The sequence below is a fragment of the Sulfitobacter sp. LC.270.F.C4 genome (assembly GCF_032922545.1).
GTDB classification, from domain to species: domain Bacteria; phylum Pseudomonadota; class Alphaproteobacteria; order Rhodobacterales; family Rhodobacteraceae; genus Sulfitobacter; species Sulfitobacter profundi.
Map to the genome: position 1 here is coordinate 585,449 of NZ_CP136692.1, position 21,217 is coordinate 606,665.

Annotated in this window: 22 protein-coding genes; 16 read left to right on the forward strand and 6 right to left on the reverse strand. The window is 62.5% G+C overall.

The annotated features are described in order from the left end of the window. Positions 1 to 20 precede the first annotated feature (20 nt). From R1T45_RS06650 to leuD, 3 genes are all read right to left on the reverse strand, one after another. Entirely contained in the window at positions 21 to 1,127 is a 1,107-nt protein-coding gene (locus R1T45_RS06650; RefSeq protein WP_317390451.1) for an endonuclease/exonuclease/phosphatase family protein, read from the reverse strand. Continuing rightward, on the reverse strand, positions 1,010 to 1,840 hold the full coding sequence (locus tag R1T45_RS06655) for a hypothetical protein (RefSeq protein WP_120349935.1): 831 nt from the start codon (positions 1,838 to 1,840) through the stop codon (positions 1,010 to 1,012). Before R1T45_RS06655 ends, R1T45_RS06650 begins: the two co-directional genes overlap by 118 nt. A 275-nt stretch (positions 1,841 to 2,115) precedes the next feature. Further along, a complete protein-coding gene (leuD, locus tag R1T45_RS06660; RefSeq protein ID WP_120349936.1) occupies positions 2,116 to 2,721 on the reverse strand; it encodes a 3-isopropylmalate dehydratase small subunit in 606 nt (201 codons plus the stop codon). A gap of 80 nt (positions 2,722 to 2,801) precedes the next feature. On the opposite strand from leuD, the gene R1T45_RS06665 reads away from it, so the two are divergent. Beyond that, entirely contained in the window at positions 2,802 to 3,017 is a 216-nt protein-coding gene (locus R1T45_RS06665) for a DUF2945 domain-containing protein (protein WP_067631101.1), read from the forward strand. 38 nt (positions 3,018 to 3,055) lie between these two features. Here R1T45_RS06665 and leuC read toward each other — a convergent pair whose 3' ends face one another. Then, positions 3,056 to 4,462: a 3-isopropylmalate dehydratase large subunit gene (leuC, locus tag R1T45_RS06670; protein WP_067631105.1), complete on the reverse strand. Its 1,407-nt coding sequence runs from the start codon at positions 4,460 to 4,462 to the stop codon at positions 3,056 to 3,058. 278 nt (positions 4,463 to 4,740) lie between these two features. On the opposite strand from leuC, the gene R1T45_RS06675 reads away from it, so the two are divergent. The 3 genes from R1T45_RS06675 to rlmH all read left to right on the forward strand — a co-directional run bounded on the left by R1T45_RS06675 (position 4,741) and on the right by rlmH (position 7,146). Beyond that, positions 4,741 to 6,096, forward strand: a complete 1,356-nt coding sequence (locus R1T45_RS06675) for a mechanosensitive ion channel family protein (RefSeq protein WP_317390452.1) — start codon at positions 4,741 to 4,743, stop codon at positions 6,094 to 6,096. Between the two features lie 184 nt (positions 6,097 to 6,280). Beyond that, entirely contained in the window at positions 6,281 to 6,652 is a 372-nt protein-coding gene (rsfS, locus tag R1T45_RS06680; protein WP_067631153.1) for a ribosome silencing factor, read from the forward strand. A 23-nt stretch (positions 6,653 to 6,675) separates the two neighbouring features. Beyond that, positions 6,676 to 7,146: a 23S rRNA (pseudouridine(1915)-N(3))-methyltransferase RlmH gene (gene rlmH / locus R1T45_RS06685; RefSeq protein WP_067940986.1), complete on the forward strand. Its 471-nt coding sequence runs from the start codon at positions 6,676 to 6,678 to the stop codon at positions 7,144 to 7,146. A gap of 23 nt (positions 7,147 to 7,169) precedes the next feature. Here the strand turns inward: rlmH and R1T45_RS06690 are convergent, their stop codons facing one another. Then, entirely contained in the window at positions 7,170 to 7,526 is a 357-nt protein-coding gene (locus R1T45_RS06690; RefSeq protein ID WP_317390453.1) for a hypothetical protein, read from the reverse strand. A 185-nt stretch (positions 7,527 to 7,711) separates the two neighbouring features. Here R1T45_RS06690 and R1T45_RS06695 point away from each other — a divergent pair, with 185 nt between their 5' ends. The 9 genes from R1T45_RS06695 to R1T45_RS06735 all read left to right on the forward strand — a co-directional run bounded on the left by R1T45_RS06695 (position 7,712) and on the right by R1T45_RS06735 (position 15,421). Then, positions 7,712 to 9,163: an FAD-linked oxidase C-terminal domain-containing protein gene (locus R1T45_RS06695; protein WP_317390454.1), complete on the forward strand. Its 1,452-nt coding sequence runs from the start codon at positions 7,712 to 7,714 to the stop codon at positions 9,161 to 9,163. Continuing rightward, entirely contained in the window at positions 9,160 to 10,278 is a 1,119-nt protein-coding gene (locus R1T45_RS06700; protein ID WP_317390455.1) for an FAD-binding protein, read from the forward strand. Before R1T45_RS06695 ends, R1T45_RS06700 begins: the two co-directional genes overlap by 4 nt. Continuing rightward, on the forward strand, positions 10,275 to 10,643 hold the full coding sequence (locus tag R1T45_RS06705) for a hypothetical protein (protein ID WP_067631124.1): 369 nt from the start codon (positions 10,275 to 10,277) through the stop codon (positions 10,641 to 10,643). Before R1T45_RS06700 ends, R1T45_RS06705 begins: the two co-directional genes overlap by 4 nt. A 13-nt stretch (positions 10,644 to 10,656) precedes the next feature. Next, the gene (gene glcF / locus R1T45_RS06710) at positions 10,657 to 11,985 is read left to right on the forward strand and encodes a glycolate oxidase subunit GlcF (RefSeq protein WP_317390456.1); all 1,329 of its coding nucleotides are present in this window, start codon (positions 10,657 to 10,659) and stop codon (positions 11,983 to 11,985) included. Positions 11,986 to 12,034: 49 nt separating this feature from the next. Beyond that, positions 12,035 to 12,865 carry a trypsin-like serine peptidase gene (locus R1T45_RS06715; protein WP_120349946.1) on the forward strand — a complete coding sequence of 277 codons (831 nt, stop codon included), beginning with the start codon at positions 12,035 to 12,037 and terminating at the stop codon, positions 12,863 to 12,865. 149 nt (positions 12,866 to 13,014) lie between these two features. After that, on the forward strand, positions 13,015 to 13,485 hold the full coding sequence (locus tag R1T45_RS06720) for an Hsp20 family protein (RefSeq protein ID WP_067631156.1): 471 nt from the start codon (positions 13,015 to 13,017) through the stop codon (positions 13,483 to 13,485). Positions 13,486 to 13,732: 247 nt separating this feature from the next. Continuing rightward, positions 13,733 to 14,287, forward strand: a complete 555-nt coding sequence (locus tag R1T45_RS06725) for a hypothetical protein (protein WP_317390457.1) — start codon at positions 13,733 to 13,735, stop codon at positions 14,285 to 14,287. 186 nt (positions 14,288 to 14,473) lie between these two features. Continuing rightward, on the forward strand, positions 14,474 to 15,148 hold the full coding sequence (locus R1T45_RS06730; RefSeq protein ID WP_317390458.1) for a metal-binding protein ZinT: 675 nt from the start codon (positions 14,474 to 14,476) through the stop codon (positions 15,146 to 15,148). Between the two features lie 15 nt (positions 15,149 to 15,163). Beyond that, on the forward strand, positions 15,164 to 15,421 hold the full coding sequence (locus R1T45_RS06735; protein WP_317390459.1) for a DUF6525 family protein: 258 nt from the start codon (positions 15,164 to 15,166) through the stop codon (positions 15,419 to 15,421). Between the two features lie 58 nt (positions 15,422 to 15,479). On the opposite strand, the gene R1T45_RS06740 is transcribed toward R1T45_RS06735, so the two are convergent. Next, complete coding sequence (locus tag R1T45_RS06740; RefSeq protein WP_317390460.1) at positions 15,480 to 16,955, reverse strand: NAD-dependent succinate-semialdehyde dehydrogenase; 1,476 nt, start codon at positions 16,953 to 16,955, stop codon at positions 15,480 to 15,482. 91 nt (positions 16,956 to 17,046) lie between these two features. Between R1T45_RS06740 and R1T45_RS06745 the strand changes: the two genes are divergently transcribed. From R1T45_RS06745 to R1T45_RS06755, 3 genes are all read left to right on the forward strand, one after another. Then, entirely contained in the window at positions 17,047 to 17,835 is a 789-nt protein-coding gene (locus R1T45_RS06745; protein WP_132444073.1) for an alpha/beta hydrolase, read from the forward strand. 128 nt (positions 17,836 to 17,963) lie between these two features. Further along, on the forward strand, positions 17,964 to 18,593 hold the full coding sequence (locus R1T45_RS06750; protein ID WP_120349950.1) for a DUF1523 family protein: 630 nt from the start codon (positions 17,964 to 17,966) through the stop codon (positions 18,591 to 18,593). Between the two features lie 76 nt (positions 18,594 to 18,669). Further along, positions 18,670 to 21,180: a cation:proton antiporter gene (locus R1T45_RS06755; RefSeq protein ID WP_317390461.1), complete on the forward strand. Its 2,511-nt coding sequence runs from the start codon at positions 18,670 to 18,672 to the stop codon at positions 21,178 to 21,180. Positions 21,181 to 21,217 lie beyond the last annotated feature (37 nt).

A 21,217-nucleotide genomic window follows, 5' to 3' on the forward strand; every position in this document is an offset into this window, starting at 1 on the left:
AGGGTCAAGATAGCGGCGCGTCAGCGGGTGAGGTCGACCCAGACCAGTGCATGGCGGCTGGCGTCTTCCCCCTCGGGCCAGATCAGGCCAGCGTCGAGCACCTGCCAGTCGCGAGAGGGCAGGATGTAGTCGACGCGCATCGGGCCGGTTTGCGACCAGTCGACTGTAGATTGGTCGGGCAGCGGGTCTTGCAAGGTGGGGTGAGCGAGCAGCCTGGCGATGGCGTCACCGCGTCCTTCACCGCGCGTAGGATCAAGGTTGGCATCGCCGAGGAGGATGAAAGCATCTTGGGGCGGGGTGCCGATCACTCCGGCAAGGTGGTGAGACCAGAAGGCTGTTTCATCGTGGTTGCGTCGGCCGTTGCGGTCTTCGGGGCCGTCGAAAACGGGCGGGGTGGCGTGGTAGGTCAGCAGGGTGATTGGGCCGTCGGGCAGCTGGACGGGCAGGGCCCAGTGGCTGTTGGACGACAGACGTTGCGTGGCGTGGGCCTCGGCTCCGGCGAAGGGCTTGCCGTCGATCATCGGGTAGAGCGAGCCGGGGAGGTCGCGCCAAATGAGGGTGCTGAAGTCCTGTAGGTCTTCTGTCAGGATCGGGTGGCGTGAGAGGAGCGCCATGGCGCCTTGGCCAAAGAAACGGCCATAGCCTTGGGCGTCGCGCGGGCCACCGAGCTTGCCGTCACCGTTCAGATCTACATCGCTTTGGCGGCCTGCGTTGGGGGGTGCGGCAAAGCGGTGGGGGTAGGGCGCGCCTGCGGCGGTGAGGGCATCGGCGAGGGCATTAAGGGCGCTGCATTCGAGATCGTAGTCAATGCCTTGGAGGGCGATGATATCGGGATCGGCGGCGGCGATGGTCTGCACCACCGAAGCGATGCTTGGGTCATCGCCGCGCAGGATGTCGCGCAGCAGAATGCCCGGCCCTTTGCGTGACAATTCGGTGTTGAAGGTGGCGATGCGCAGCGGCTCGGCCTGTGCGAAACCAGTCAGCAGGAAAAACGCCAGCAGCAGTCTGATCAGGCGGCCTGCATATGCGCTTCGGCGTAGGCGCGGCGGCGTTTGTCGTGGATCATCTCGGCCACGCGCCCCATGGCGATGCCCCGCATAATCATACTGGCCGGAAGGAATGCCCATGCGCTTATTGTCCAGATCATGGTTTGCGGATTGCTCAGTGAGATCGGATCTAGCAGATCGGCGGTGGCCTTGACCACTGCGGGGATGATGAAGGGCAACAAGAACCCAAGCGCGATGTTGATCCGTGCATCGCGTTGCAGACGGTAAAGCACGTCGCCCCCGGCGGTTGGGTCAAAGAGCGGCAGATTCACCCAGACGTTAAAGGCGCCTTGGCGGGCGGGCCAGCCCATGACCCGCACCAGCACCACGAATGTCGCCAATGCGATGAGCGAAACGAGGTAGGCCAGCCCCGCTGCCGTGCGGATCAGATTGACCGCCTCATAGGGGGCATCGGCGGGCATCATCAGCACGACCAGCCGCACCGGAGAATAAGGGAAATCGAGCGCGTTGCCCAAGATCACGCCGAGCGAGGTCAGTGCGCCTGTCAGCAGGGTGGGGGCCGCTTGGCCCCGTGCGATCAGTGACAGAACGACGATGGTGAACAGCAGGCTGATGAAGCGCAGCCGATTGAAGGGTGGCGCATCGCGAAATTCGACGATGCTCGGTTGGCGCGAGTTGTATTCCATGAAGGTCAAAATCGACGCGATACAGGCGAGGAGCAGGGTGATCTGGCTCGATTCCGCATCGGCGCCCGGCAAAAGGAGCGCAGGTGTGGCTATCAATAGCGCCACCAATAGGCCACGCGTCGCCGCGCCTGTCATTCGTCCGATCACTGCTCTGCCCTTCCAAACTGGCCAGACGCGATACATTGCCGCGTGCTTGTTCCAACTTGATGGCCCCGGTTGCTGGGGCTCGCCTCATTATTGTCCAATTTTTGCCTTCTTTCCGCGCGCGCCTCAAGGCTCCGCGTGGAAAAGAGCAGGGTTCTGGGGTATTTTGAGGGAAAGGGTGGTGCGTTCTTGCATCAATTTCGTGGCAGGTTGATGGCAGGCCGCAACATCTTGTGGGCGCTGGATTTACGCCCACAAGTTGAGTTTAGAAATGGCCCTTAGACCCAAGGACGGCTCTGGTTGAGCGAATCCTCATAGGTGTCGATCGCCGTGCCCTTTTCAAGCGTCAGGCCGATGTCGTCCAGACCGTTGAGCAGGCAGTGCTTTTTGAAGGCATCGACTTCAAACGGGAATTTCTCACCGTCTGAGGTTGTGACGGTTTGACCTTCGAGGTCGATGGTCATCCGCGCGTTGGAGCCCTTTTCGGCGTCCTTCATCAGCACATCGACCTGCTCTTGCGGGAGGACGATCGGCAGGATGCCGTTCTTGAAGCAGTTGTTGTGAAAGATGTCCGCAAAGCTGGGCGCGATGACGCAGCGGATGCCGAAATCTTTGATCGCCCAGGGCGCATGCTCGCGCGAGGAGCCGCAGCCGAAGTTGTCGCCTGCGACGAGGATCTGCGCGTCGCGGTATTGTGGTTGGTTCAGCACGAAATCGGGGATTTCGTTGCCTTCGCGGTCATAGCGCATTTCGTCGAACAGGTTCACGCCAAGGCCCGAGCGTTTGATCGTTTTGAGAAAGACCTTGGGGATGATCATGTCGGTGTCGATGTTCACCAGCGGCATGGGAGCCGCGGTGCCGGTGATTTCTGTAAACTTTTCCATCGGGTTATCCTTCGGAGATTGCGGGAACCGCGCCGCTGACCGGCGCGTTCTAGGCAAATGGGGTATCAGGAGGGCATGGCATGACGTACCAAACCGGCACGAAAGTGGAATGGGACTGGGGCAATGGCACTGGGACCGGCAAGATCGTCAAGAAATACACGCAGAAGATCACGCTGAAGCTGCAGGGCAGCGAGGTGACCCGCAAAGCGAGCGATGACGAACCGGCCTATAAGATCGAACAAGACGACGGCAGCGAAGTGCTGAAGTCTGGCAGCGAGTTGCGCAAGGCCGACTGAGCCCTGCGCAACGCGCCCGGTATCCACGCCCCGGTCGGTCACGCCAATTCGCGCACGTCGGTCAGGTGACCGGTGAGAGCAGCCGCCGCGGCCATGCCGGGCGATACGAGGTGCGTGCGGCCTTTATAGCCCTGACGCCCTTCGAAGTTACGGTTCGACGTGGCCGCGCAGCGTTCGCCGGGGGCGAGCTGATCGGGGTTCATCGCCAAACACATCGAACAACCCGCAAGGCGCCATTCGAAACCGGCCTCGCGGAAGATGTCCGCCAGTCCTTCTTCCTCGGCCTGTGCGCGCACAAGGCCCGAGCCGGGCACGACCATGGCCCGCAAACCGTCTTTGATCTTCTTGCCTTTCAGCACGGCGGCAGCGGCGCGCAGGTCTTCGATGCGGCCATTGGTGCAGGAGCCGATAAAGACGGTGTCGATCTGGATGTCGGTCAGTTTCTGGCCCGGTGTCAGGTCCATATACTCCAGCGCGCGTTTCACCGCGTCGACCTTGCCGCCTTTGAAGTCCTCGGGCGCAGGAACGACCGAAGTGATCGGCAGCACGTCCTCGGGCGAGGTGCCCCATGTGACGACTGGTGCGATGTCTTCGCCCTTGAGCGTGACGACCTTGTCGAAGTGGGCGTCGTCGTCGGAGTAGAGCGTTTTCCACCAGTCCATCGCCGCTTCCCATTGTGCGCCTTTCGGAGCGTGGGGGCGGCCTTTGCAATACTCAAAAGTCTTTTCGTCAGGTGCGATAAGGCCCGCGCGCGCGCCGCCTTCGATCGCCATGTTGCAGACGGTCATGCGGCCTTCCATCGACAGGTCGCGGATCGCTTCGCCGCAATATTCGATGACATAGCCGGTGCCGCCTGCCGTTCCGGTGGCGCCGATGACGGAAAGGGTGATGTCCTTGGCCGTGACGCCGGGGCGCAGCTTGCCGGTGATCTCGACCTTCATGTTCTTGCCCTTGCGCTGGATCAGCGTCTGGGTGGCAAGGACGTGCTCAACCTCGGAGGTGCCGATGCCATGCGCCAGCGCGCCGAAAGCGCCGTGGGTCGCGGTGTGGCTGTCGCCGCAGACGACGGTCATGCCGGGCAGGGTCCAGCCCTGTTCGGGGCCGACGATATGCACGATGCCTTGGCGCACGTCCGAGACGGGGTAGTAGTGCACGCCGAACTCACGCGCGTTTTTGTCGAGCGCGGAAACCTGAATGCGGCTGTCCTCGGTCATCGCCTCGGGGTCTTCGCGGCCTTCGGTGGTTGGCACGTTGTGATCCGGCACGGCGATGGTCTTGTCCGGCGCGCGCACGGTACGGCCCGACATGCGCAGCCCTTCAAAGGCCTGCGGGCTGGTCACTTCGTGGACGAGGTGACGGTCGATATAAAGCAAGCAAGTGCCGTCATCGGCTTCGTGGACGACATGGGCGTCCCAGATTTTATCGTAAAGCGTCTTGGGGGACATGATGGTCCTCTCCCGTGGTTTGGAATGGCTATGGGTGTGGCTGAGAGGGCTGGCTTATAGTCGGGCCAGAACGCTATGCGTCGCGCCGAAAAAGCGTTCGCGCAGACGCGCACGGTCGCAAAGATCAAACACCAGTATCATGGGGCCTTGGATATAGACCCTGAGCGAGTCTCGCAAGGTGGCATCGTGGGGCGGTGTGCGGGGCCGGTCGCGCGGCGGTTCTTGCTCTGGCGAGGAGCCTGTGCAACCGTGATCTTCCTGAGTTGCAAAGGCCGTACATGATCCCTGAGTCCCACCCTTTCTCGAACTTCCTTCTATCGCTTCAGGCTTTGTTCGATGGGGTGCTCGGCTTTGGTGAGAGCGTCCTAAGCCCCGGTTGGCGGCAGAACCAGATTTTGATCTTGCTGGCCTTGGTTGCGCTGGCGTGGATCCTGCATCGGGTCACCGGTGTGATGCTGCAAAACTGGGTCCGCTCGCGCGAAGGGTGGTCCAAGTGGCAGTTGCGGGTGGTGGTGCAGGTCAAGCGACGGCTGGGGCTGATCTGGTTCGCCCTGCTGGCGGGGCTTTTGTATCAGGTGATGCAGAACGTCACTTGGCCATCGCGGTCGTATCTCATCGGATTGGCGGCGACGCTGGCGGCGATCTATGTCGGCATCGCCTTTGCCGCGCGTCTGGTGCGCAACCGCCCCCTACGGCGCATGGTGACATGGGGGCTGTGGATCTATGCCACGCTCTACATGCTGAATGTCGCGGACGATGTGGCGGTGTTTCTGGATGACGTGGCGCTGACGATTGGGGAGTTCCGGCTGTCGGTATTGACCGTCCTGACGGCTTTGGTGGTGGTCGGCGCGTTGCTGACCATGGCGCGGCTTGCCAGCACGACAACCGCCGCGACGATCCGTAAAAACGAAGACATCAGCCCGTCGATGCAAGTGCTGGCGGTAAAGGGCGTGCAGATCCTGCTCTATGGTTTGGCGTTCTTTATCGGTGTGCGGGCCGTGGGGATTGATCTGACGGGGCTGGCGGTGCTCTCGGGTGCGATCGGTGTGGGCCTTGGTTTTGGTCTGCAAAAGGTGGTGTCGAACCTCGTCTCGGGCGTGATCATTCTGCTCGATAAGTCGATCAAACCGGGCGACGTGATCAGTCTGGGGGAGACCTTTGGCTGGATCCAGACACTGGGCGCGCGCTATGCCTCTGTGGTCACGCGGGACGGCAAAGAATACCTGATCCCGAACGAAGACCTGATCACTGGCCAAGTGGTGAACTGGTCGCATTCCAATGACTTTGTGCGCCTCGATATCTATTTCGGCACAGCCTATTCGGATGATCCGCATGTGGTGCGCAAACTGGCGGTCGATGCGGCCAAGGGCGTCGACCGGGTGTTAAGCTACAAGGCGCCCGTTTGCCATATCGTCGGGTTTGGCAATTCGTCGGTGGATTACATCCTGCGCTTCTGGATCAAGGATCCGACCGGCGGGCTGACCAACATTCGCGGCAATGTCTATCTGGCGCTTTGGGATGCGTTCAAGGAAAACGACATTTCCATCCCCTTCCCGCAGCGCGAGGTGAAAGTCATCGAAGACAGTCAATTGGCGCTCTCAAGGGTGGCGGCGGCAGAGAATTTGCCTGACTAGGCGGGGATTTGCGCCCCGGTTCACGCGGAGCGCATAGGGTCCATTGAAAAATCTGGCCTATATCGCTAAATTAGGGGGGCTCGGCACCGGGGCAAGCGTTCAGCATTGGCGGTGCATTACGAAGGAGGACAATGTCCTGTCTCTTAACGTTGACGCAGCGCAGGCTGCTGACCATGGGGCCGCAATGACTGCCGCCTCGCAAATCGCAACCAGCGACGACCTGCTGGCGCTTATCCTTTCCTCGCTGAATGACGACAAGGCCGAAGACATCGTGCAGATCGATCTGCGCGGCAAAACGGCCATCGGCGACTATATGGTGATCTGCTCGGGCCGCTCCACGCGGCAGGTTTCGGCGATCTCGGAAAAGCTGGCGCAGGCCGTCAAAGACGCCACCGGACGTACGTCCAAGATGGAAGGCCGCGAAACCGGCGACTGGGTCTTGATCGACACAGGCGACGTTGTTGTGCATGTCTTCCGCCCCGAAGTGCGTGAGTTCTACCAGCTCGAAAAGATGTGGCTGGGCGGCGAAGACGCGGCTGCGGTCATGCCGCACTGATCCTGCTTTTGCGGGACTAAGCCATGCGGGTACATCTCTGCGCCATGGGCCGGCTTCGCGCCGGTCCCGAAAAAACTCTTGTCGATGATTATCTCACCCGGTTCGACCGGACCGGGCGCGGTCTGGGCCTTGGTCCTGCGCGTGTGGTCGAGATGGAAGATAAGAAAAACGGCGGCATGGCTGCCGAGGCCGTTCTGCTGCGGCGCGCCATCCCCCAAGGGGCGGTGATCTGCGTGTTGGATGAGCGCGGCAAGGTCGAAACCTCCCCCGCTTTCGCCGAACGTCTTGGCACATGGCGTGATGCCGGGCGGGGCGATTTGGCCTTTGTCATCGGCGGGGCGGATGGCATTGATCCCAGTCTCCGCGCCGAGGCGGATCACGCGCTCTCCTTTGGCAAGATGGTCTGGCCGCATATGCTGGTGCGGGTCATGCTGGCCGAACAGCTATACCGCGCCGCCGCGATACTATCGGGCGGGCCTTATCACCGGGTCTGAGGCTTAGGGATCAAGGGGCGGGGTCAGGGCAGCGGGATCGTCACCAATTCCGGCGACCAGCCACTCACACTGTCGCGCGCCTGAATGCTGACCTCAGTCATCCCATCAGGGATGCGCACGCCCGACAGCGAACGGGTGAAAGGCTGCTCTTTGGTGTGCGGATGCGCCAGATTGCGCGTGCCCAAAGGCTCCCCCTCGGGGTCCAGAATGCGCCAAGCATCGGCATAGTGATCCCAACCGCTGTCGTTGTGGCGGATGGTAACGTCAAATTTCCACAGATCCCCCTGTCGATCGACCGTGACATTCAAAATGTCTGGCGGATCGGCCAAGGCCGGCATGGCAAAAGCCAATAGGATGAGAATGAGGCTGCGTTTGAACATGTGGCACCAATAAAACAACAAACTGAATATAGCGCATTTCGGAAGGGTTCCAAGGTAAGCACAGCGCGGCTCCGCGCAATTCACCGTGAGGCTGCAAATTAGTGGTGCAATTGCACCAAGCGCGCGGCAGTCTGGTCAAACCTGTGGCATAGTCTTTATGCTGCGGGTCAAGAGGAGGGACCGCGATGCAGATGCCAACACCGGATGCCGGGATCATTGCGCGCAAGGCGCGAGTCGTGGCGCGGCTGCGTGCGGCGCTGCCCCGCAATGCCGTGATTGACGACCCGCATGAGACCCGCGCCTATGAATGCGACGCGCTCACAGCCTATAAATGCCCCCCTTTGGCCGTGACCCTTCCGGCCAGCACCCAAGAAGTCTCCACCGTGCTGCGGATATGTCATGAGGAGGGCGTGCCTGTCGTGCCGCGCGGATCGGGCACCTCGCTCGCCGGTGGGGCGCTGCCCACAGCCGATAGTGTTGTGCTGGGGGTGGCCCGCATGGCCGAGGTGCTTGAGGTAGACTATGACAACCGGCTCATGCGGGTGCAGACCGGGCGCACCAATCTCAGCGTGACCGGCGCGGTAGAGGAGGATGGCTTCTTCTACGCGCCAGACCCTTCCAGCCAGTTGGCCTGCGCCATCGCGGGCAATATCGCGATGAATTCAGGCGGGGCGCATTGTCTGAAATACGGGGTCACCACGAACAACCTGCTGGGCGTCACGATGGTGATGATGGATGGCGACGTGGTTGAAATCGGTGGGGGCTATATGGATGCAGGCGGGCTGGACCTTCTGGGGCTGGTCTGCGGCTCCGAAGGTCAGCTGGGCGTGGTGACAGAGGCAACGCTGCGGATTCTGCCCAAACCCGAAGGCGCGCGGCCCGTGCTGATGGGCTTTGACGATAACGCCGTGGCGGGGGCCTGTGTCAGCGACATCATCAAGGCCGGGGTGCTGCCGGTGGCGATCGAATTCATGGACCGCCCCTGTATCGAGGCGACGGAGGCTTTCGCCCATGCAGGCTACCCGATGTGCGAGGCGCTGCTGATCGTCGAGGTCGAAGGCTCCGACGCCGAGATCGATCACCAGCTTGCCCTGATCACCGAGATCGCCCGCCGCCACAACCCGGTGGAACTGCGCGAAAGCACCAGCGCCGAAGAAAGCGCGGCGATCTGGCTGGGGCGCAAATCGGCCTTCGGTGCGATGGGGCAGATCAACGACTACATGTGTCTGGATGGCACGATCCCGGTGAACGAGCTGCCGATGGTGCTGCGGCGCATTGGCGAGATGTCGGACAGCTATGGCCTTAAAGTCGGCAACGTCTTTCACGCAGGCGACGGCAATATGCACCCGCTGATTCTGTTTGATGCCAACAAACCCGGCGATCTGGAAAAATGCGAAGCCTTCGGCGCGGATATCCTGCGGCTTTGTGTTGAGGCGGGCGGCTGTCTGACCGGAGAGCATGGCGTCGGCATCGAAAAGCGCGATCTGATGCATGTGCAATATGCCCCGGCGGATCTGGAGGCGCAGTTGGCGGTGAAAGACGTGTTTGATCCGACGTGGCTGTTGAACCCGGCCAAGGTCTTTCCTTTGGATGTCACGGAAGGGCGGCGCGGCAGCGGCGCGTCGGTGGCCGCGTGACGGTAACGACTGAAGCAGAAGTGGTCGAGGCGATCCGATCCGCGCAGGCGCCCTTGTCCCTGCGGGGTGGCAATACGCGCGGCATGGCCGGGCCGGGGGCGGACCTGTCGCTTGCCGGATTGCGGGGCATCAGCCTCTATGAGCCGGGCGCGCTGACGCTGGTGGCGCAGGCGGGGACGCCAGTCTCCGAGATTGAGACGACACTGGCCGCCGAAGGGCAGCGGCTGGCCTTTGAACCGATGGACCACCGCGCGCTTATGGGCCGCAGCGGCACGCCGACCATCGGCGGGATCTTTGCGGCCAACGTTAGCGGCCCGCGGCGGCTTGCCATCGGCGCAGCGCGGGATTTCCTTCTGGGCGTGCGCTTTGTCGATGGGCAGGGGAACGTTATCAAAAACGGGGGCCGGGTGATGAAGAACGTCACCGGCTATGATCTGGTCAAGTTGATGGCCGGGTCGCGCGGAACCTTGGGGGCCGTGACCGAGGTGTCGCTAAAGGTGCTGCCCACCCCGGAAACCAGCGCAACGCTCGTGCTTTCGGGGCTGGACGACGCCGCTGCCATCGCCGCCATGGCGCTGGCCATGCGCAGCCCCTTTGAGGTTACCGGCGCGGCACATGATCCGGCGCAGGGGCGGTCGTTTCTGCGGTTGGAGGGGTTTGAGACCTCGGTCTCCTACCGGACGGGGCGGCTGAAGGATTTGCTGGCCGCAACGGGGGCCGAGCTTGAGGTGCTGGACGCAGAGCCCTCCGCGACCCTCTGGCGCGATTTGCGCGATGTTGCGGCCTTTCATGGGGCGGCGGGGGATGTCTGGCGGGTGCACTGCCGCCCGACCGAGGCCCCCGCGCTGGCGGCAAAAGCCGGGGCCGAGGCACATCTTTATGACTGGGCCGGGGGGCTGATCTGGCTGCGCATGGCGCCCGGCACCGACCTGCGCGCGCGGTTGGGGCGGTATGACGGTCACGCGACCCAATTGCGGGCCGAAAGCGCGGCGCAGACTCTGCTGCCCCGGCAGGAACCCGAAGCGCCGGGCGTGGCGCGGTTGACGGCGGGGCTGAGGGCCAAGTTCGACCCGCGAGGCATCTTCAACGCCGAAGCCTTGGCGCTGACCCCATGACATTGGTGCTGGTCTTTCTCATCGTTTTTCTGATCGGCCCGTTTCTGTTCAAGGCGTTGATCGCCGTGCCGCCTTCCCTGCGGGCCGTCCGCACCTTGGGGGCGATGGTCTTGGCCGCCTTTTTATTCGCCACCGGCCTGCGCTATGGACTGCTGCGCTATTGGAGCGACAGCCCGTGGTTGCTGGGGGTCATCGCCCTCACCCTCTGGGCCGCTTGGATCGGGGTGATCGCGCTGGTGGTCCAAGCACTGCGCCGCGCCGATCCGCGCCCCGCCATGCGCCGGTGGAGCGGGGTTTTGGGGGCCGTAGGCACGACGGTTCCTTGGTTCGGCCTTGTCCTCGCCAATCTGATGCGCAGCACATAGTAACGGAGCATCCATGCAAACCACCTTTACCCCCGAGCAATTGCAGGATCCTGACACGCAGCGCAGCAACGACATTCTGCGCGCCTGTGTGCACTGCGGTTTCTGCACGGCGACCTGCCCGACCTATCAGGTCTTGGGCGATGAGTTGGACAGCCCGCGCGGGCGTATTTACCTGATCAAGGACATGCTTGAGAATGACCGTGATCCTGACCCAAAGACGGTCCAGCACATCGACCGCTGCCTGTCCTGCCTTGCCTGTATGACGACCTGCCCCTCGGGCGTGCATTACATGCATCTGGTCGATCACGCCCGCAGCTATATCGAGGAACGGTATAAACGGCCCCTAGGCGAACGCGCGCTGCGCTGGATGCTGGCGCGGATCCTGCCCTATCCGACACGCTTTCGACTGGCGCTATTGGGGGCCAAGATCGGGCGGCCTTTCGCGCGGCTGATGCCCGACGCCCGGCTGCGCGCAATGCTTGAGATGGCGCCAAAAACGATCCCTCCGGTCAGCCGCAATGACGATCCGCAAAGCTTCCCGGCTCAGGGCAAACCGCTGCGGCGTGTGGCCCTGATGACCGGCTGCGCGCAAAAGGCCCTGAACACCGATATTAATGACGCCACGATCCGGTTGCTGACCCGCGCGGGCTGCGAAGTGGTGGTAGCCGAAGGCGCGGGCTGTTGCGGCGCGCTGACCCATCACATGGGCAAGACCGATGAAAGCCACGCCCATGCCGCCCGCAACATCCGCGCGTGGTGTGCTGAGATGGACGGCAAGGGGCTGGATGCCATCGTGATCAACACCTCGGGCTGCGGCACCACGGTCAAGGACTACGGCCATATGTTCCGCAATGACCCACTGACAGAGGATGCCGCGCGGGTTTCGGCCTTGGCAAAGGATGTGACGGAGTTGCTCGCGGAGTTGGACCTGCCCTTTGTCGAACCGGCTGAGCAGGGCATGGTCGTCGCCTATCACGCGGCCTGTTCGCTGCAACATGGGCAACAGATCAAGGCCACGCCGAAGACGCTGCTAAAACAGGCGGGATTTACGGTGGTAGAACCGGCGGACAGTCACCTCTGCTGCGGCTCGGCGGGCACCTATAACCTGATGCAGCCCGAGATTTCGGCAAAGCTGAAAGAACGCAAGATCAAGACGCTAGAGGCGAAATCCCCAGACGTCATCGCGGCGGGCAACATCGGCTGCATGATGCAGATCGGATCGGGCACCGGGGTGCCTGTGGTGCATAGCGTCGAACTGCTGGATTGGGCCTGCGGCGGGCCGAAACCGCCCGCGCTGAGCCGCGATCCCGATGCGCCCGCGCAGGTGCCGCGTTTGCGTTAAGCCTACGCCGTATTTTCGCCGCAACTCCCCTATATCCGCCAAAGTGGACATGGTTTTGAGGTGCATTTTGCGACAATTGTTGGCGGCTATTCTCGGCGTATTTACCCTCGCCACGGCGGCGCTGGCCCAAGACAGTGCGCTCAAGGCGCTTGACAACGGTGTGGACGCCGCCGCTTGGGAGGCCGTGGGCCGTCTCGACATCGGCGGCACCGGGTTTTGCACCGGCACGTTGATCGCTCCGCGTCTGGTGCTGACCGCCGCGCATTGCCTGTTTGACCGCGAAACCAAGGCCCGGATCGACCATGGCGAGGTGCAATTCCTTGCCGGTTGGCGCAATGGCCGCGCCGGTGCCTACCGCGATATCCGCCGCGCCGTGGTGCACCCCGACTACGTCTATGATGGTGAGGTCTCCTCGGGCCGGGTGCGCAACGATCTGGCGCTCTTGGAACTCTCCCGCCCCATCCGCAACACGACGATCCGGCCCTTTGGCACCGCCGCACGTCCGCGTCCCGGCGACAGCGTGGGCGTGGTCAGCTATGCCCGCGACCGGGCCGAGGCGCCGTCCTTGCAAGAGGTCTGCAAGGTGCTGGCCCAGCAGGAGGGGGTACTGGTGACCTCCTGCGCGGTCGATTTCGGCTCCAGCGGCGCGCCGATCTTTAGCATTGTCGCAGGTGAGGCGCATATCGTCTCAGTCGTTTCGGCCAAGGCCGAGGTCGAGGGCACGCAGGTATCCCTTGGCACCGCTCTGGGCGCGCCCTTGGCGTTGCTGCAAGCGGAACTGGTGGCGGGCAAAGGTGTGTTTCTGGATTCCAACCCGGCAGGCAAACGCATCCGGGTCGGAGAAGAGCGTGGCACCGGGGCGAAATTCATCCGCCCGTAAATCTGTGGCCCAAGACTTGAAAGCGCGCAGAACCCATCCCACATGAGCTTTGCCGAGGTGCCTCAATAGGGCTTCGGCACTTGAAAAACCGGGTCTGTCCAATGGTGGAAGGCCCGATATGTCAATCGCTCACTGATGAGGATGAACACATGCGTAGTTTTGATTTCGCACCCCTTTACCGCTCCAGCGTTGGTTTTGACCAGATCGCCAATATGATGGACCGGGTTCTGACAAATGATGGGGCCACCCCCAGCTATCCCCCCTACAACATCGAAAAGCTCGACAACGATGCCTACCGCATCTCGATCGCCGTGGCTGGTTTCTCCGACAGCGACCTGAGCGTCGAAGTCCGTGAGAAGGCGCTGATCGTTTCGGCCCGCAAGGCTGATGAGGATGAGGCCAAGTCCTACCTGCACCGTGGCATCGCCACCCGCGCCTTTGAACGCCGCTTCCATTTGGCGGACCACGTTCAGGTGATCGGCGCGGCCCATGCCAACGGCATGCTGCATATCGAGCTTGAGCGTCAGGTGCCTGAGGCCCTGAAACCACGCCAGATCGCCATCTCTTCCGAGGTGAAGTCGATCGACAAAGACGTGGTTGACGCCAAATCCGTGAACTAAGCCCGGTTCCATGCCGAGCTTTATAAAGGCCCGCTATCCAGCGGGCCTTTTTTTGTTGCCAACGGCGCTTGAGGGGGCCCCTTCGTGGGAGAATATCTGCCGAAGGTGGGGCGCGAAAACGGCGGCTTTCTGCTGCGCAGCAGGGCGGGGGAAACCATGCGAAAGCTGTCGGGTTGAGTGGGGGACCGGGCAGGCGTGCTCGGGCAACAGCGTGCAGAGTACCGCACGCGCAATGAAAGGAAGAACCATGACTAACTATGCAAATTCCCTACGCAAGCTGACCCTGACCACGGCTGTCACGGCGCTTATGGCCGCCCCGATTGCTGCACAGGCTCAGACCGCCGATGTCGGCGTTGGCGCTGATGTGAATGCCGAAGCAAACGCCGGTGTAGGCGCCGATATGGCCGACACTGCGACCGGTGCTGGTGTCGCGGCGGGCGCCGATAGCGCCATCTCGGCCGACACCGATCTGAACGTCGAAGACCGGGTCGCTGAGACAATGCCGAGCGAGAGCGACACGGATGTCGATATCGCGCTGGATGGCAGCACCGTGGCCGTCGCGTCGGACGACACTGTCATCGGCACGATTTCCAATGCGGAACCACAGGCCGATGGCTCTGTGCGCTATTCCATCGATCTGGCCAATGATTTCGCCGCCGATAGCGACCGCGCAGTCGTGCAGATCGACCAAGATGTCGACGCCGAAGGCCAGTTGCTCATCGGCATGACAGGCGAAGAATTCGCCGCAGCCCTGACCCAGCAAGTGAATGCGGGCAGCGCGGCGCAGACCCGGACCAACTAAGACGGGTCACTCCCAGGGCGTTTCTCTCCCCCGCCCGGAGGCCGGCAGCACGAAAGTGCTGTCGGCTTTTTTATGTGCCGGGGCAGGGTGCTTGTCGGCTTGCAAATGTCTTGGGGGGCGGGTACCTCGCAATAGTTATGATATAACATATCGAATCATGACCCGCGTTACATCACGGAGAACGACATGCCCCACACATCCGCATCCCCGCTTTTCTTTCTGACGCTCAGCGCTGGCATTGCCCTTTCGGCCCCCGCCTTCGCCGATACGAAAGAGGCATCGCATGACCACAGTCATTCCCATGCGCATGACCACGCCCACGGCCAAGACGACATCTACAAAGGCTATTTCGATGACGCACAGATCAAGGACCGGCCCCTGTCGGATTGGGCGGGTGAATGGCAATCGGTCTACCCGCTCTTGCAGCAGGGCGCGCTGGACGAGGTGATGCAGCACAAGGCCGAAGACAGCGACAAGACGGCGGCGGAGTACAAAGCCTATTACGATGTAGGCTATGCCACGGATGTGAACCGCATCACCATCGAGGGCAACGCCGTGACCTTCTTTCGGGACGGTGATCCGGTGCAGGGGCGCTATGCCAGTGATGGCTACGAAGTGCTGACCTACGAAAAGGGCAACCGCGGCGTGCGCTATGTCTTTGCCAAAGAGGGTGGCGATGCCGAAGCGCCGGGCTTTATCCAGTTCAGCGACCACATCATCGCACCGCAAAAGGCCGATCACTACCACCTCTATTGGGGTGACGATCGCGCCGAAGTGCTGAAAGAGTTGACCAATTGGCCGACCTATTTCCCCGCCGAGATGAGCGCGTCTGAGATCGCGGCGGATATGCAAGCGCATTAAGGGCGGCCATCCAGCATGTCTGGCAGAAAGCGAAACCTGCGAAGCGGGCTGAAACAGCGGCGGCGTCAGGGGGATCCGATGGCGGCCTATGACCGATTGCCGCCCCCGCTTAGGGCATGGCTGGCGCAGGCGGCGCTGCCATGGTCGCCGCAGTCAGCCCATCGGCTGTGGTGTCGGGCCTTGCAGCGTTGCGAAGGCGATGCGGTGGGGGCCGCCCTCCACCTAAGCCGCGCAGAGCACCGGATGCTGGCGCAGGACCGGTTGCAGAACTGAGCAAAAACAAACGGGGCGCGCCCTAGGCACGCCCCGTTCTATCAATCGTCTCAGGTGCTTAGACCGACAGGCAGACGTATTTCATCTCAAGGTAGTCTTCGATCCCGTGGTGGCTGCCTTCGCGGCCAAGGCCGGATTGCTTGACCCCACCAAAGGGCGCAAGCTCGGTCGAGATGATGCCAGTGTTCACGCCGACGATGCCATATTCCAGCGCCTCGGCGACCTTGTACACACGGCTGAGGTCTTTGGCATAGAAGTAGGAGGCAAGGCCAAAGATCGTGTCGTTCGCCATGGCGATCACGTCGTCCACATCGTCGAACTTGAACAGCGGCGCGAGGGGGCCGAATGTCTCTTCCTTGGCGACCTTCATGTCTTGCGTCACGCCGGTCACGATGGTCGGGCCGAAGAAGTTGCCGCCCATGTCGTCCTTGGCGTTACCTAAAATGATCTCGGCCCCGTTGTCGACCGCATCCTTGATGTGCTCGCGTACCTTGTCCGAGGCTTCGGGGTTGATAAGCGGGCCAAGGTCAGTGCCCTCTTCGAGGCCGTCGCCGACCTTCATCTTGCTCACCCGGTCCTTCAGCTTGGCCGCGAAGTCGTCATAGACGCCCGCCTGCACATAGATCCGGTTGGCGCAGACGCAGGTCTGGCCATTGTTGCGGAACTTGCACATGATCGCGCCTTCGACGGCGGCATCAAGATCGGCGTCGTCAAAGACGATGAAGGGCGCGTTGCCGCCCAGTTCCATCGAACATTTCATCACCTGATCGGCGGCCTGTTTCAGCAGGATGCGCCCAACTTCGGTGGAGCCGGTGAAGGTCAGCTTGCGCACGGCGGGGTTCTCGCAGAACTCCTTGCCCACGGCAGACGACGATGACGACGGCAGCACGTTGAACACGCCCGCCGGAATGCCCGCACGTTCGGCCAGCACACCCATGACGATGGCCGAGAGCGGTGTCTCAGCCGCCGGACGTGCCACGAAGGAACAGCCCGCCGCCAGCGCGGGGGCCGCCTTGCGGGTGATCATCGCATTGGGGAAGTTCCACGGCGTGATCGAAGCGGCAACGCCGATGGGCTGCTTCATCACCATGATGCGCTTGTCGCGCTGGTGGCCGGGGATCATCTCGCCGTAGACGCGCTTGGCTTCTTCACCGAAGAACTCGATGAAGGAGGCGCCATAGGCGATCTCGCCCTTGGCTTCGGCCAGCGGTTTGCCCTGTTCGGCGGTCAGGATGGTGCCCAGATCGTCTTGGTTCTCCATCATCAGGTCGAACCATTTGCGCATCACTGCCGCGCGTTCCTTGCCGGTCCAGCTGGCCCAGTCTTTTTGCGCCTTTTCGGCTTGGGCAATCGCACCCGCGACCTGTGCACGGCTGAGGTCGGCGACCTGTGCGATGACATCGCCCCGCGCGGGATTGGTCACGTCAAAGGTGCCGTCTTCACCGTCGACCCATTGGCCACCGATATAGGCGCGGGTTTCAAGCAGGCTGGGGTCTTTCAGCAGTGATTTCAGATCCGTCTTAGCATCAGTCATGTCATCTCTCCGCTATTCTCTATAGCCTCCAAAGCAACAACGAGTATGATTGTCCAGTTCAGTTTGATCAAATCCGGGGTGGGAGACCCAAATGATGCTAGATGACGCCTATGCAAATGCTGCCTATATCGACGGGGCCGACGGCTTTCCGCCCCGCTGGGAAAAGGAGGCGGAGGCATTCCGCGCATCATTGGGGGCGCGGGCGCAGTTGAATGTGCGCTACGGCCCCTCGGACCGTCAGAAGTTCGATTTCTTCCAGCCCGAGGGCGTCTCGCGCGGCACGGTGGTTTTCGTGCATGGCGGCTATTGGAAGGCCTTCGACAAGAGCTATTGGTCGCATCTGGCCGCCGGTCCGCTGGCGCGGGGCTATGCCGTGGCGATGCCGTCTTATGACCTTTGCCCCGATGTGCGTATCTCTGAGATCTCCACGCAGATCGCCGCTGCGCTGACCGAAGTGGCGAACCGCACGCAGGGCACCATCGTTCTGTCGGGCCATTCGGCGGGCGGGCATTTGGTGGCGCGCATGACCGACCCCCTGCTGCTCGGGGCCGAGGTGCGCGACCGGATCACGCGGATCGTGCCGATCTCGCCCGTGGCTGACCTTGCCCCGCTGCTACAGACCCAGATGAACGACACCCTGCGGCTGGACGAGGCCGAGGCCGAGGCCGAAAGCCCGATGAACATGACCCCGCCGCACGGCGTTGATGTCACCGTCTGGGTGGGCGCTCAGGAGCGGCCCGCCTTCCTTGAGCAGGCCGAGAATTTCGCCCGCAGTTGGGGTGCGAAACAGGTCGTGGCCGAGGGCAAGCACCATTTTGACGTGATCGACCCGCTGGCCGAGCCGGACAGCGACCTGACCAAAGCGCTATTGGGCAGCTAAGCCCCAAATTTTACGGCAGATGCCCTGCGTTAATGCACGTAAGGCATTTGCCGCAGTGCCGCAGAAACACTATGTCAGAGGGGCAAAGGCCCCTGTTCGGCCACGCGACGCAATTGAAAGGGCCGAAGATGAGAATCGTTAAATGGGTGTTCTGGGTGACCGTCTGGGTGCTGGTGGCGGCGTTCTTCCATTATACCCTGCCGCAGACCGATATCGTCCGCGTCACGGACACCTATGAAAAGCGGATCGACTTCGGCAACAGTTCGATCTTCTGGGCCGGCTCTGCGACGGATAGTGCCGGGCTAGCGGTCAACCGCGATGTCTTTTTCATCCAGACCCGCCGCGCCAAGGGCGATGTCATGGTTTACCGCAACGAAGACACCGGCTGGGGCTGGCCGCCCTATTTCAAATTCGACACCGCCAACCTTCAGGCCGAGGCGGCGGATGCCCGCAGCACCACCGGCGCGCCGCAGTATTATGCGCTGAAACATTACGGTTGGCGCAGTGAGCTTTTGTCGATCTACCCCAATGCCATCTCGCTCCGCGCGGTCGAGGGGCCGGAGGCGAGCAAGGGTATCCCCTTTGTGACCATCATCGTGCTGACCCTCGTGGCGGCCCTGTTCTATGCCATCTGGGTGCGCTGGCGGCGGTTCCGTCGCGCGCGGTTGGACCCAAGGATCGAGGCGATCGAGGATGACTTCGCCGCGCGCCGAGGGCGCTTTGCCCGGTGGCGTGCCGAACGACGCGCGCGGAAGTAACCTCACCAAGAACTGTAAACGCTGAGCGGGGCAGGTAGCGTCCCGCATTCAGCTAAATTCTGGTATTCCATCCTATATGGACATCATCCTCGTCACCACAATCATTGCGTCGCTCTTTGTCGTTATCGGCTTGGCGGAACCCTTTGCCGCGCGGTTGCAACTGCCATTCAGCGTGATCCTTGCGGTCGTGGGGATCCTCATCGGGGCCTCGGCGATCTTTTTCCTGCGCACCGATCTGACGGATGCGCTGAATCCAATGGCGGCGGCCATTCTGGGGCTGCCGATCCGGTCTAACGTCTTCCTGTATGTCTTCCTGCCGACGCTTTTGTTTCAGGCGACGCTGGGGATGAACCTGCGGCGCATGGTGGATGACTGGGTGCCCATTCTCGTGCTGGCCGTGGTGGCCGTGGTGGTGGCAACCGTTAGCATTGGCTATGCGCTGTTTTGGGTCAGTGCCATTCCGCTGGCGGCCTGTCTGCTGATCGGGGCGATCGTTTCGACGACGGACCCTTCGGCGGTGGTCTCGATCTTTCGCTCGATCTCGGCCCCGCGGCGGTTGGCGCGGATCATTGAGGGTGAGAGCCTGCTGAACGACGCCGCCGCCATCGCGCTTTTCGGTCTGTTCATGGGCTATGTCATGCTGGGCATTCCCGACCCGGAACTGGGCAGCGCACTTGCGCAATTTCCGATGTTGATCGCGGGCGGGGCACTGGTGGGCTGGCTGGGCGCGCGGATCGCGGTTTGGGTGATGGCGCTGTTTGCACGGCACGAACTGGCGCAGCAGTCGATCTCGGTCGCGTTGCCCTATCTGGCCTATATCGTGGCGGAGCAAAGCGTTGGTGCGTCTGGGGTGATCGCCGTGGTCGCGGCAGGGCTGACGCTGAACCTGACCGCGCCGGGACGGCTGCCGCCGCAGGCGCTGACCAACCTGCGTGAGCTTTGGGATGTGTTGGCCCATTGGGCGGGGGCGCTCATCTTTATCCTCGCTGCCCTGCTGATCCCGCGTCTGCTGGAGGAAGTCCGGCTAGAGGACTTTTTCCTCATTGCCGTGGTTGTGATGGCTGCCATCTTCGCACGCGCGGTGATCCTTTTTGGTCTGCTACCCTTGCTGACCGCGGCAAAGCTTTCTCCGCCAGTTGAGCGGCCGTACCGCGCGGCGATCCTTTGGGGTGGGCTGCGCGGGGCGGTCACGCTGGCGCTGGCGCTGGCGGTGACGGAAAGCGTGCGGGTGCCGGATGATATCCAGCGGATCGTGGGTATCTTGGCCACCGGTTTTACGCTGTTCACCCTGCTGGCCCAAGGTACGACGCTGCGTTGGATCATCGGGCGGCTGGGGCTGGATCAACTGTCGCCCATCGATCACGCGCTGTCGCGGCAGGTGATCGCCGTGGCCCTGCAGACCGTGCGCGAAGACGTGGCCCAAACGACCGAGAATTATGATCTGAACCGGGATATCGTGCGCTCCGAAGCCAAACGCTTTGGCGAACGGCTTGAGACGGCGGTCAAGACCGCGGAGGAGGCGACCGATATCCTTGACCGGGACCGGATCGCGCTTGGTCTCATCGCGCTGGCAGGGCACGAGCGCGACACGATCCTCGCGCGGGTGCGGGAGCGGACGATCTCGGCCCGGATGGCTGATCTGGTGCTCTCGGATGCGGATCGGCTGATCGAAGGGGCGCGGACCCAAGGCCGCAGCGGGTACCAGCGCGCGGCGCGGCGCAGCGTGGCCTATGGGCGCACCTTTCGCGCGGCGGCGGTGCTGCACGGGCGCTACGGCGTTTCGGGGCCCTTGGCGCGGATGACGGCGGACCGCTTTGAAATGCTGCTGTCGCAGCGGCTGATCCTGCGCGATCTGGGCACCTTTATTGATGGGCGTATTCGCCGGATTCACGGGCGGCGGGTGGCGGAATTGCTGCACGATCTGCTGGCGCGCCGCATCGAAGGCATCGAAACCGCGCTAGAGGGGCTGCGGTTGCAGTATCCGGGCTATGCCGAGGAACTTGAGCGGCGTTTCATCCGCCGTACAGCGCTGCGGCTGGAAGAACGCGAATACACGTTGATGCGCGAAGACGGGCTGTTCGGGGCCGAGGTCTATACCGCGCTGATTCAGGAATTGGCCACGCGGCGCACGGCGGCAGAGGGGCGTCCGGGCCTTGACCTTGCCGTGCGGCGCGGCGCTTTTATCGAACAGTTTCCGCTGTTTACGGATCTGGGTGAGGGCGCGCTCAAACGGCTCGGTCGGGTGCTCAAAACCCGCTATGTAGATATCGGCGATGTGGTTTTGCACAAGGAAAGCCCTGCACGCAGCGTGTTTTTCATCGCCTCGGGCGCGGTCGAGTTGGAAAGTGCAGGTCAGACTTGGCGATTGGGTCGGGGGGAGATGTTTGGCCAGATGGCGATCCTGACGAACCGTGTGCGCCGGGTGGACGTCCGCGCCATCGCACCGACAACGCTTTTGGTGCTGGACGAAGACCGCTTTCGCCGCCTGCTGGAACGGAGTGCGGCCCTGCGCGACGCGGTGCGGGCCAGCGCAGAAAAGCGCGGCATCGATCCGGTGGATTTGATTTCGGGGGGCGGGGCTGGATAGGCTGCTTGGCAATCGCGGACGGGGTGTTTGGGGCCGG